Origin of the sequence: Devosia sp. ZW T5_3 (assembly GCF_044987315.1) — a bacterium.
Taxonomy (GTDB): Bacteria; Pseudomonadota; Alphaproteobacteria; order Rhizobiales; family Devosiaceae; genus Devosia.
This window is the reverse complement of sequence record NZ_JBJDRE010000004.1, coordinates 1-12,037: the sequence shown is the minus strand read 5'-3', so window position 1 is coordinate 12,037 and position 12,037 is coordinate 1. Positions and strand designations below refer to the sequence as shown.

General features: G+C 61.9%; 12 protein-coding genes. 10 read left to right on the top strand and 2 right to left on the bottom strand.

The genetic code is table 11. The features are described from left to right. Positions 1 to 40: 40 nt before the first annotated feature. From ACI3KW_RS05880 to ACI3KW_RS05835, 10 genes are all read left to right on the top strand, one after another. Entirely contained in the window at positions 41 to 877 is an 837-nt protein-coding gene (locus ACI3KW_RS05880; RefSeq protein WP_404847315.1) for an ABC transporter permease, read from the top strand. A gap of 8 nt (positions 878 to 885) precedes the next feature. Next, positions 886 to 2,136, top strand: coding sequence for a polysaccharide ABC transporter ATP-binding protein (locus ACI3KW_RS05875; protein WP_404847314.1), 1,251 nt, complete (start codon positions 886 to 888; stop codon positions 2,134 to 2,136). Between the two features lie 169 nt (positions 2,137 to 2,305). Continuing rightward, on the top strand, positions 2,306 to 3,886 hold the full coding sequence (locus tag ACI3KW_RS05870) for a glycosyltransferase (protein WP_404847313.1): 1,581 nt from the start codon (positions 2,306 to 2,308) through the stop codon (positions 3,884 to 3,886). Continuing rightward, positions 3,883 to 4,842, top strand: coding sequence for a polysaccharide deacetylase family protein (locus ACI3KW_RS05865; RefSeq protein ID WP_404847312.1), 960 nt, complete (start codon positions 3,883 to 3,885; stop codon positions 4,840 to 4,842). Before ACI3KW_RS05870 ends, ACI3KW_RS05865 begins: the two co-directional genes overlap by 4 nt. After that, positions 4,835 to 5,704 (top strand): glycosyltransferase family 2 protein, encoded by an 870-nt coding sequence (locus ACI3KW_RS05860; RefSeq protein WP_404847311.1) that lies wholly within the window; start codon positions 4,835 to 4,837, stop codon positions 5,702 to 5,704. The genes ACI3KW_RS05865 and ACI3KW_RS05860 overlap by 8 nt, the downstream gene beginning before the upstream one ends. Next, positions 5,705 to 6,607, top strand: a complete 903-nt coding sequence (locus ACI3KW_RS05855; protein WP_404847310.1) for a glycosyltransferase — start codon at positions 5,705 to 5,707, stop codon at positions 6,605 to 6,607. Further along, positions 6,604 to 7,521: a glycosyltransferase gene (locus tag ACI3KW_RS05850; protein WP_404847309.1), complete on the top strand. Its 918-nt coding sequence runs from the start codon at positions 6,604 to 6,606 to the stop codon at positions 7,519 to 7,521. Before ACI3KW_RS05855 ends, ACI3KW_RS05850 begins: the two co-directional genes overlap by 4 nt. Continuing rightward, complete coding sequence (locus tag ACI3KW_RS05845) at positions 7,518 to 8,516, top strand: glycosyltransferase (RefSeq protein ID WP_404847308.1); 999 nt, start codon at positions 7,518 to 7,520, stop codon at positions 8,514 to 8,516. Before ACI3KW_RS05850 ends, ACI3KW_RS05845 begins: the two co-directional genes overlap by 4 nt. Then, positions 8,513 to 9,547, top strand: coding sequence for a Gfo/Idh/MocA family protein (locus ACI3KW_RS05840; RefSeq protein WP_404847307.1), 1,035 nt, complete (start codon positions 8,513 to 8,515; stop codon positions 9,545 to 9,547). Before ACI3KW_RS05845 ends, ACI3KW_RS05840 begins: the two co-directional genes overlap by 4 nt. After that, positions 9,544 to 10,614 (top strand): NAD-dependent epimerase/dehydratase family protein, encoded by a 1,071-nt coding sequence (locus ACI3KW_RS05835; RefSeq protein WP_404847306.1) that lies wholly within the window; start codon positions 9,544 to 9,546, stop codon positions 10,612 to 10,614. Before ACI3KW_RS05840 ends, ACI3KW_RS05835 begins: the two co-directional genes overlap by 4 nt. Here the strand turns inward: ACI3KW_RS05835 and ACI3KW_RS05830 are convergent. Continuing rightward, positions 10,596 to 11,663 carry a glycosyltransferase family 2 protein gene (locus ACI3KW_RS05830; protein ID WP_404847305.1) on the bottom strand — a complete coding sequence of 356 codons (1,068 nt, stop codon included), beginning with the start codon at positions 11,661 to 11,663 and terminating at the stop codon, positions 10,596 to 10,598. The two genes, ACI3KW_RS05835 and ACI3KW_RS05830, sit on opposite strands and share 19 nt — an antisense overlap. Positions 11,664 to 11,830: 167 nt before the next feature. Beyond that, the coding region (locus ACI3KW_RS05825) for a hypothetical protein (protein ID WP_404847304.1) at positions 11,831 to 12,037 on the bottom strand (207 nt) is incomplete at its 5' end.

Below are 12,037 nucleotides of genomic sequence, written 5' to 3'. Positions count from 1 at the left end.
TCCCACCACGCACCGCCAGCAGTTTTCTATTGGAGCCTTGATGTCAGAGCAGCCTGAGCGGCACGCAACGATCATCACGCCGGACCGGGGCTCGATTGTCATCTACCTCCGCGAGGTATGGGACAATCGTGATCTCGTCGCTTTCCTCGTCTGGCGCGACATCAAGGTGCGCTATCGCCAGACCTTCTTCGGCGCCGCCTGGGCGCTCGTGCCGCCATTCTTCAGTATGGTCGTCTTCACGCTCATCTTCGGCACGCTGGTGAAAGTCGCCTCGGATGGCCAGCCCTATTGGGCGTTCAGCATCTGCGCTCTGACCGCCTGGAACTATTTTTCTCAGGCGCTCACCAACGCCGCCAACAGCGCCACCAACAACGCCTCGCTGATCGAGAAGGTGTATTTTCCGCGCTTGTCGCTCCCGTTGTCGGCAGTCTTGTCGCCGTTGCTTGATCTGGCTATCGCTCTGGCATTCCTGATCCCGGTACTGGCCATTGCTGGTATTATGCCGAGCCCGCGACTGCCCCTCCTGATACCATTGACGGCGATAGCGCTCGCATCAGCTCTGGGCCTGGGGGCAATCCTTGCTTCGCTCAACGTGCGTTACCGCGACATCCGCCATCTTGTGCCCCTGCTACTGCAACTTGGCATGTTCGCCACCCCCGTCGTCTATCCCGCCAGCCTGGTCCCTGAAGCGCTGCGGCCGCTGCTAGGGCTCAATCCGATGGCAGGCGTCGTCGAGGGTTTTCGCTGGGTTTTGCTGGGCTCCTCAACCGACCCGTGGTCGCTTGTCGCCGTGTCTGCTGTTACGGCGACAGTGCTGCTCGCCTGCGGCATCGTCATTTTCATGCGGCTCGAACGCGGCTTTGCCGATCTGATTTAGGAAAAGCCATGCTGCCGGCAATCCAGGCTAATGACATCGCAAAACGCTATCGATTGGGCCAGAATGCCGGCGCGTCGACCTTGGCAGAACTCCTCAGCGCCACCGCCAGCGCGATGGTGCCAGGAAGGCGCAGCAAGGCCCCGGCTAATGGCGGGCAGGATTTCTGGGCGCTCAAAGGCGTCTCGTTTGAAATTGCGCCTGGCGAGGTCGTCGGCATCTTGGGCGAGAACGGCGCCGGCAAGAGCACATTGCTCAAGATATTGTCTCGCATTACCCCGCCCACGCGCGGATCGGTCACCTATCGAGGCCGCATCGGCTCACTGCTGGAAGTGGGCACGGGCTTTCATCCCGAACTAAGCGGACGCGACAATGTCTATCTCAGCGGCGCCATTCTGGGCATGCCCCGGGCTGACGTGCGGCGGCGCTTTGACGAGATCGTCGACTTCTCCGGCGTGGAAGCCTTCATCGATACGCCGGTGAAACGCTATTCCAGCGGTATGTACATGCGGCTCGCTTTTGCTGTGGCCGCCCATCTCGACACCGATATCCTGCTAGTGGACGAAGTCCTCGCTGTCGGCGATTACAAGTTTCAGCAAAAATGCCTCAACCGCATGGATGCCACCGCCCATGATGGGCGCACCGTGATTTTCATCAGCCATAGTCTGATCGCCATCCAGGCTATCTGCCATCGCGCGCTATGGCTCGACCATGGTGTGATAGCAGCCGACGGTCCGACCGCCGGAGTCATCGCGCGCTATGCTGGAACGGACCATGCCAGCGGCGGTATCGCTCGCGACTGGCCTGACGCAGACAAGGCCCCCGGCAATGCGGCCATGCGCCTGCGTAGCGCGCGTATCGAGGCGATCGGCGCTGAACCCGGCGCCCCCCTGGACGTCCGGCAGAGCTTTGCCATGAGCTTTGAATACGACAATCTGCGCGATGGCGCCATTTTCAACGCCAGCCTTCTGGTCACCAATGAAGAGGGCGTCGTGGTCTTCAATGCCGGTCCCACTGAAGAACCAAGTGCGGCAACAATTGGCCGTCGCCGTGAGCGTTGTGTCGTGCCCGGCGATCTCATGAATGACGGCACCTACCGGGTGACGTTCGAAGTGTGGGAGGAGGGCGAGCTGCTGCTATCGGTTCCCGACCTTCTCACCTTCGAAATCCTCGACAATCCGGAGGGACGTTTTGGTTGGTACGGCAAATGGCAAGGTGTCGTCCGGCCGCGCCTTGAATGGACCAGCGAAGCGATCCTCTGATTGTATAAATCAACTCTGTGAAATTTACTTATATCTTGGCTTTCGATTGCAGTATTTCATAGCTCAATGCAGATTGAGTAGAAGAAACGGTCGATCATAAAGCTTAAACTTGAAAAATAGCAGAGGCGCGTTGTTAGTGGATAATCTGCGCGTGGGAGCCCGGACGGAAATGATAAGCGGGGCAGGCGGCGCGGAAATTTCCGTCATTGTCACCACCTATAACCACGCCAGATATTTGCGGGACGCGATCGAGAGCATTCGGGGGCAAAGCCATCCGGCAGACGAAATCATCGTCGTCGATGATGGCTCCAGCGATCACCCCGAGACGGTGACCGCGGAGTTTACTGGGGTCGAGCTCATCCGCCAGGCCAATCAGGGGCTCTCGGCCGCGCGCAATACCGGACTCAGGGCGGCGCGGGGTCGATATATCCTGTTCCTTGACGCGGATGACCGCCTCACGGAAATCGCTCTGGACACACTGCTCCGTCGTATCAAGGCACATCCCGGTTGCGGCTTCGTCTATGGTGCCTATCGCCAGTTCGGCACCGAACCCGATTGGAGCAAGGAATACACACTGCGCCCGACGGGGCGGGATCCTTATCAAACCCTGCTCACCCAAAACTGTATTCGCATGCATGGAACGGTGTTGTATCGGCGGGAATTACTGGCCGCGATTGGCGGGTTCGACACCACCCTGCCAGCCTGCGAGGATTATGACGTGTATCTCCGCATGGCTCAAAAGCACGGCGTCAGTTGCGGGCCGGAAGTGCTCGCCGAATACCGTCAGCACGGCAGCAATATGTCGTCCGACTTGGCCCGTATGAACAAGGCCGTCCACCTTGTGCTGAACAAGCAGAAGGCAATTGCCGACACCAACCAACATTGGAAAGCCGCCCGCCAGCGCGGCTTGCGTTACTGGTTTGATTATTATGGTACAGCGCAGCTGGGCCGCCTCAAAGCCGCCGTCCGGTCGGGCCGGCAGGTTGGCAGATCACTCTCCCAGACCGCTTCGTTCATGCTGCCGTTTCCCGGCCCGGCAATCCGGCTTATCGGTTCCGACCTCCAGCGCCTCATGCGGCGCAGGGCCAAGGGCGATGGTCCGGCTGCGCGTGGTCCCTTTTCCGGCCTCGGCACCGAACGGGTCAGCACCGAATTTGGTTATGATCGCGGCAAGCCGTTGGATCGGCATTATGTGGAGGATTTTCTGGCGCGCCACGCGCAACTGATCCACGGGCATGTGCTCGAAATCGGCGACACGGCCTATACGGTCCAATTCGGCGGCGACCGCGTGGTTTCAGCCGAGGCGTTTCACCGCTTCGCCGGGCAGCCGGGGGTGACCTATGTCGGGGACATATCCGGCGTGCATAACCTACCAGACAACACGTTCGATTGCATGGTCCTCACCCAGACGCTGCACCTGATCTTCGACATGCCCGCGGCTATCGCGACGATCTGGAAGGCACTAAAGCCCGGCGGCTCCGTCCTCGTCACCGTTCCCTGGATCTCCTCGATCGACAAGGGCGAATGGAATGCGACTTGGTATTGGGCCATCTCGCCAGCCGGGCTGCGCAAGTTGCTCGAAACGCGGTTTGCCGCCAGCGACATCGCCGTCAACGCCTATGGTAACGTCCTTGCCGCGTCGGCCTTCCTCTATGGCTATGCCGAGCATGAAGTGCGTCCCCAGGACCTCGACGTGGATGATCCGCTTTGCCCGGTCATCGTCGCGGCCAGTGCCAGGAAGGCCCTATGAGCGCCCGCAGCGCATTGGGCGCGATGGCGCGCACTGTCCGCCGCCTGCTGGGCACCGAGCGTCCGCTGATCCTGATGTATCACCGCATTGCCGACCTCGAGCACGATCCATGGGAGCTGGCCGTATCGCCGACCCGGTTCGCGATTCAGCTCGAGATCTTGCGCACCAAGCGGGACGTGGTGCCCCTATCCTGGTTAGTGGAGCGGCTCGAGCGGGGCCAATCGGCTCCCCGTGCTGTCGCCATTACTTTCGACGATGGCTATGTCGATCTGCTGGACAATGCCAAGCCTTTGCTGGCGCGCTATACCTGCCCGGCCACCGTTTTCCTGCCGCCTGCCTTTGTCGGCCAACCCGGCGGTTTCTGGTGGGATATTCTGACACGGATTTTTCTGGCAACGCCGGATCTGCCTGTGCAACTGACACTCGACCACGCCGGCGGGAGCACGGTCTGGGATCTTCGAGCCGGTACACGCCGCAAGGTCCATGACGAAGTCTGGACGGTGCTCAAATTCATGGGCAACGGGGAGCGGGCAGGGCACCTTGCCACCCTGGTGGCATGGGCCGGCATCTCAGCTGATGCGCCCGCCAGCGATCGCTGCATGGATGAGGAGCAGTTGCGGAATTTCTCTCAGCCGGGCGTTCTCGACTTCGGCGCCCACACCATGAACCATCCGTCGTTGCCACAGCTCTCTGCATTGGAGCAGGCCGAGGAAATCAGCCGCAGCCGCAATTGGATCGTGGAAACACTCGGCATCCAACCCCATGGGCTCGCCTTCCCTTTCGGCGATTACAACAAGGAGACGCTGGCCGCGGCGCGATCGAGCGGCGTGCAGTTTGCCTGCACCACCGTTCCGGACGCCGTAAGGCGCCGCGCCGATCGCTTTGCCCTGCCGCGTGTCGCCGTCGGCAATCTGGATGCTGCCAGCTTCGAACGCCTGATCGCCAGCCATGGCTGAGCCCCGGGTCAGTGCCATCATCATCGTCTACAATGGCGACCGCTACCTATCCGAGGCGATCGACAGCGTGGTGGCGCAGAGTTTCCTCGATTGGGAATTGATCATCGCCGACGATGGTTCGAGCGACCGTAGCCTCGAAATCGCCCGTGAGTATGCCGCCCGCCATCCCGGACGCATCCGCAGCATTGCTCACGCCGATGGCGCCAATCATGGCATGAGCGCCACGCGCAATCTGGGCATTGCCGCCGCCCGTGCCCCGCTGATCGGATTTCTCGATTGCGACGATATCTGGCTGCCGCACAAACTGGCCGAACAGGTCGACCTGCTGGACCGCCACCCCAACGCCCAGATGATCTACGGCCGCACTCTGATCTGGCATTCCTGGCGAACTGGCGAGACCGCCGACGATTTCTTCTACGATCTCGGGACCGCGCCGGACCGTTTGGTGCTGCCGCCCCGCCTGCTGACCATTCTGCTGGAAAACCAGAGCCAGACACCCACGACCTGCAATGCGCTGATGCGCAGCGCCTTCCTCCGCGACCTGGGAGGCTTTGAGAGCCGGTTTCGCGGCATGTTCGAGGATCAGGTATTTTTCGCCAAGGCCTTGCTGGAGGCGCCGACCTACATTTCCTCGCACAATTGGGCGCACTATCGCCAGCACAAGGACAGCTTCTCGGCCAAATCAGCCGGCAATGGCGGCGATGGCCAGGCGTATCTGGCATTCCTCTTCTGGTTCGCTACGTATGTCGTTCGCCGGGCACCCGCCCGATTGGGCGTTCTCACCCAGCTTGCCCGCCTCGCGGCGCAAACATGCTGGGCCATGATCAAACCTCGCCGCCCCTCCTGGTTGAGGGTCCGCTAGATGCCAAAGGTCTCCATTATCACGCCGGTCCTGAACGCTGAGCGCTTCCTGCAGGCGGCCATAGATAGCGTACTGGCCCAGACCGAGACCGACTGGGAACTCCTGCTGATCGATGACGGCTCGACTGATGCCAGCCCGGAAATCGCCGCGATTGCCGCCGCCAGCGATGCCCGCGTCCGCACGGTGTCGCGGCCCGCCAATGCGCGACACGGTGCCGCTGCGGCGCGCAATGCAGGCCTCGCGCTGGCAAAGGGCGAGTTTGTTGCCTTTCTCGATGCCGACGATCTTTACGAGCCGCAAAAGCTCGAAACCGAACTGGCGCTGCTGGATGCCTATCTCGAAGCTGCGATGGTTTATGGTCCCACGCTGTGGTGGCGCGACGGGGAGCGGCCCTGGCGCTGGGTTGAGCCGATGCAGCGCCAGGCCAATCGCCTGCATCGGCCGCCGGCACTGGTTTCCAAGGTTATCCTGTCACTCGATTGGCACGTGCCCTGCACCTGTTCCGTGCTGATCCGCCGCGCGGCCATTGCCGAAATCGGCGGTTTCGAAGAGCAATTCACCCTCTATGAAGACCAGACCCTCTGGACCAAGCTGTTCCTGCGCTATCCCGTTTTCATCCACGATCATTGCCTGTCGCGATATCGCCAGCACGAGCACTCCGTTTCCGCCGAGGCCATCAGGTCTGGGCAATATCAGCGCCATGCCGAGCATCGCTCCCGCGCGGCCTTTCTCGATTGGGTCGCGCAATATCTGGGTGGCAAAACAGCCCTAAGGCGGGCCTTGCGGCTCGCGCGGGCGCCCTATGCGCAGCCCGGCCTACAACGCAGCGCCGACCTTGTCTATCTGCGCGCCAAGCAGGCGACGCGCCGCGTTGAGCGCTCCATTCGGCGGTGGCGGCAATGACGCTCGTGACCGTGCTTATTGTTACCTACAATCACGTGGGCTTCATCGCCGCGGCCATCGATAGCGCACTTGCCCAGCAAACGAATTTCGAGGTCGAGATCATAATCAGCGAAGACGCCTCGACCGACGGTACAAGGGCAATTGTCGAGGATTATGCGGCCCGCTTTCCCGGCCGTATCCGTCTGATGCTGTCAGAGACTAATTTGCACAGCAACGAAACCGTGGCCCGCGGCTTGCGCGCCGCCCAAGGCGAGTTCGTTGCCCTGCTTGATGGCGACGATTGCTGGACGGCCACCGACAAGCTGCAGCGACAGGCCGATTTCCTCCTGAACAATCCCGATTGCGCCGCCCATTTCTTCAACGCCACGATTGTCCGGGGCTGGGCGCCGACCGATGCCCTATGGACGCCGCAAACGCAGGCGCGCCGTGTCGATCTAGCGCAAATCTGGCACGGCAATCCCTATGCAACTGCCGCGGGAATGCTGCGCCTCGCCCCGATCCGCAATGTACCCGCCTGGTACCACGGCTTCTTCCCGCGCACCGATTGGCCGCTCTACATACTCTGTGCCATTTCGGGCCTATTGGCGTTCGATCCCGAGCCGGTCGCGCTTTACCGGCTGCATGAAGGCGGCATGTTCAGCCCGCAATCGGAGGCGAGCAAGCTGGACAGTACTTTCGCCTTCCTCACCAGCATGGATCGATGCCTTGGGGGACAATACCACGACATGGCCCGCGCCGGCTGTTCGCGGCTGTTCTACGAATGGGCCGAGGACTATCTGAGTAAGGGCCAACCGCAATTGTCACGGCAGGCCTATGCTTTTGCCCTGCGCGGCGGTGGCGTAGGCCAGACCGTGCGCTGGGGCGCATTTGGCCGGCTCGGCCTGCGGCTCGCCAAAGCCTCGGTGCTTCAATGAGCCGGTCCTCTATCCTCGACATGCGCTATCGCGATGCAGTGAGCCGGCCTCCGCCTGACCAATCTGTTCCATTCTGGTCGGTGATGATCCCCACCTTCAACAGCGGCGATTATCTCAGGCAAACGCTGGCCAGCGTCTTGGCGCAGGACCAGGGACCAGAGCGGATGCAGATCGAGGTTATCGACGACGCCTCCGACAACGACGACCCCGCCGCAATCGTTGCCGAGCTTGGCAAAGGCCGCGTGCAGTTCACCCGCCAGTTACGCAATGTCGGCCACATCGCCAATTTCCACACCTGTCTGCAGCGCGCTCGCGGGCAGGTGGTGCACTTGCTGCATGGCGACGACCTGGTCGAGCCGGGCTTCTACGAAGCGCTGGAGCATGGCTTCCACGCTGTGCCCGAAATTGGCGCGGCATTCTGCCGGGCGCGCTTCGTTGATGAGGATGGCCGCGATCTCGGCTTGACCGAGCAGGAAGAGGACCATGCCGGTCCGCTGCCTGACCACCTGGCGCGGCTGGCGCGCGAGCAGCGCATCATGACGCCCTCCATTGCCGTGCGCCGCAGCGCCTATGTCGCGCTTGGGGGATTTGACCAGCGTCTGGTCTGCAGCGAGGATTGGGAAATGTGGGTTCGTATCGCCGCGCGCTATCCCGTCTGGTACGAGCCGCGGCCGCTGGCGAAATACCGCATGCATCTGCAATCCAATACCGGGCGCCATGTCCGCACGGGCGACGACATGGCCTATACCCGCCAGGCCATCGATATCTTTGCCGACTATCTGCCGCCAGCGACGCGGCAGGCCGTCATACCCGCAGCAAAGCGAATCTATGCCCGTGCCTCGCTTGGCATGGCCGACCGCATGCTGCGCCTGGGCGACATGTCGGCCGCGCGGGCCCAGCTCTGGCAGGCCATTCGCCTCGATGCCTCGCCAGCCATTGTCTGGCCCGCCATCAAGATCATGGCGCGAACGCTCGCGGGAGCGTCCCAACCATGACCGCACCACAGGCAAACATCGCCATCGCTGGATGCGGCGCCGTTAGTACGCTTTATTACGCGCCCGCCCTCGCCATTCTGCAACAGAAGGGTCGGATTGGCCGCGTGGTGGCCTTCGACCCAGACGCCGCACGCGCTCGCGCGTTTGCTGGCCTGATCAGCGGCACAGAGGTATCCCAAAGCTTCGATGCGCTAGTGTCCTCGCCCGGCGACCTGCTGATCGTGGCATCACCCCCTATGGCCCATGCCGATCAGGTCATTGCCGCATTGGACGCCGGAAAGAACGTGCTGTGCGAGAAGCCGCTCGCCATCGGCAGCGTCCAGGCGCGGCAAATGATCGAGGCGGCAGCACGTAATGACAGGCTTCTATTCGCTGGGCACGTCCGGCGGCAGTTTCCCGCAACCAATGCCATCCGCGACATTGTGCGGTCGGGGCTGTTGGGCCAAATTTCTGCTGTCACCTGCTTTGAAGGCGGCCCGTTTTCCTGGCCCGTTTCCGGGCCGGGATATTTCTCTCGCTCATCCTCTGGTGGCGGCGTGCTGCAGGATATCGGCAGTCACTGCCTGGATCTGCTGACCTGGTGGCTCGGCGAACCAGACCAGATTGCCTATGAGGATGACGCGTTCGGCGGCGTCGAGGCAAATTGCCTTGTTACGTTGGATTACCCTGGCTTCCAGGCCAAGATTCGTCTTAGCCGTGATTGGGCGCAGCCCAATGTCTATCGCATCGTCGGGGCTAAGGGCTGGCTGGAGTGGCCGGTGAATGACCCACGCAATTTCCGCTTTGCCCTATCGGGTGGCGACACCGCCGACACCCAGATGCGGGCGCCGCCGGGCGATGACTTCCACCAGGCCTTCGCAAGACAGATCGAAGCCGCGCTGGACAACGACAAGAACGCCGTCAGTGCTGCCGACATCTTGCCAACCATCGCCATGATCGAGGCCTGCTACGCCAATCGCGCCGCGATGGCCCTGCCATGGTTGGGCGCAGACGAACTCGCCCGCGCCCGCGCGCTGTCGAGGCCATCATGACTGAGCGCGTCGCCATTCTGGGTGCCGGAGGCTTCATCGGCAATCGAGCCGTCGAATTGCTGACGCTTGGCGGGCGTTATGAGGTCCGGCCCGTGGTGCGTGCGGCGCAATCGCTGGCATTGGCCAGCCGGTTTGCACTCGATGGCCGCATCGCGGATGGCCGTGATCAAGTGGCGCTTGAGGCCGCCTTTGACGGTTGCAGCGCCGTTATCTATGCCATGGCTGGTGATCCCCAAACCATCGTGGCGGCCATCGAGCCGGTCTACCGGGCCGCTGCGGCGGCTGGGGTAAATCGGTTGATCTATCTCAGCTCTGCGTCCGTTCACGGGCAATCGCCGGCCCCAGGCACGGCCGAACAGAGTCCGCTCTCGGATCGCCAACCCATCGAATACAACAATGCCAAGGTGCGTGCTGAACGGCTGCTGATGAGCTTGCGGCAACAGGGGAGCGTGGAGGTCACCATCCTGCGCCCCGGCATCGTATACGGGCCGCGCTCCTATTGGATCGGCGGCTTTGCAGACGAATTGCTGGCGGGCGAGGCCTATCTGGTCGATGGCGGCGCCGGGGTATGCAATGGCATCTATGTCGACAATCTCATCCATGCCGTGACGCTCGCCCTCAAGACGCCAACCGCGGATGGCCAAGCCTATCTGCTTGGCGATGACGAAACCTATAGCTGGGCCGACCTGCTGCGGCCGGTCGCCGGGGCTTTGGGATTGTCGCTAGACGATCTTCCCCAGCCCCAGATGGAGCGCCGAGCCGGTCTGATGGCTCGCTTGAAAACCATTCGCCAATTGCGCCGCGTTGCCAAGGCGTTGCCGCGTCCGCTCAAAGCAGCATTGCGAGCGGGTATGCGCGAAGTACGGCCTACGCCGGGTGAGGCTGCCTCCGGTCCCAGACGTCCGGTCGCCAGCCTGGAACGAAGCCTGCTGCACCGCTGCACCTGGAAATTGCCGCACGATAAGGCGGCGCGCGAGTTAGGCTATGTGCCGATCATCGATTTCCCGGAGGCTCAGCGCCGAACGCTAGGCTGGCTGGAGTTCGCAGGCTATGCCGTCGCCCGCTGAAGCGCGTCTTGCAGGTGGGCATAAGCAATGTCGCGGGGCTCGACTTCGTTCAGAATGCGCTGCAAATGCCGGCTTAAACCAGCCGCGGCATTCTCACCGGCCGCGTAATCCGCAAAGAGCCGACGCTCCTTGTCGGCCTCGATCACACCCTTGCGGGTCTGCTGGCGGTGCATCACGTAACCCAGACCGTCCGCGAGTGACGCCAGGCTTGCGCCTTTTGTCCAGCTGCCGAGCAATGCTCCTGCCTGGCGCCAGTCGCCCTCTGCCAACACTTTCAGCCCCAGAAAAAACTGGTGCTTCTTGTAGGTCGCGCGGGCGGTGGTCGCCAGTTCCGGTAATTCCTGTTCCACAATGTCGAGTGCCAGCAGCCGCGAGCGCAGCATGGCGCCGTCATCGTTGGACATGGCATCGGCCCGCTTTCGATAGCCGACGAGATAACCTTCATCCACTGCAATCTCGCCAAGCATCGCCAGCCGGATCTGAAACAGGAAGTCCTCGCAGCCCTGCGCGCCGCGCTCCTTGAGCCGCCGATCGTAGCCGCCTACCTGCAGCGCGTCCGCCCTGCGGAACATGATGGCGCTGCCATTGCCCACTGCATTGAATGCCGTCAGGCGATGGCAAGCCCAGCCGGCGAGCGTCGCCTGCGCAATCGTCTTGGTGACGATACTGGCCTCGTCGATATTCCGCCGGCTGGAATAGACCAGCGTGACTTCCGGCCGCGCTTCCAGAATTGCCAATTGGCGCGAGAGCTTGTCAGGATGCCACAGATCGTCGGCATCGACCGGAGCAATATAGGCTGCTTGCGCCGCTTCAATCCCCACATTGCGCGCAGCGGCGACCCCGCCATTGCGTGTCGAGATCACCCTAATGCGCTGGTCCCGCGTCGCAAGCTGTTGGGCAAGGGAACGGGTGCCGTCTATCGAGCCGTCATCGACCACGATTATCTCAATATTCGGAAGCGTTTGTGTGCGAACCGTTTCCACGGTTTCCGGGAGAGTAGATTCTGCATTGTATGCAGGAATGACTACAGAGATTGACGGTCTGTGCAAATTGTAACCACGATGCTGTCGTTAGAACCACTTTCGGCTGCTACAATATTTCAAATCTGCTTGCGAATATATTGATTTCGCTGGACCAAAAGCGTGCGCCGCGTTGAATAATACATCAGGTCTCACCCGCAGAGGTTTATTGGCCGCCGCCGGCCCTCGCGGCCGCATCACTGGTCGGCATAGCCCACGCACAAACGGCCTCCAACGCCTAGGCTCCAGACCGGACAGCCAAAAATGCCGCCCGGCCGGTGTGGCGTCGCGGTTATACGGTAACGGGCGGCCATTGGACCTTCCGAAACAGATAGAGTGGGCCAATGGCCGCCCGTCACGATCCGCTTTTTATGCAGGGTCCGGTTCAGGCGGTACCATTCTTG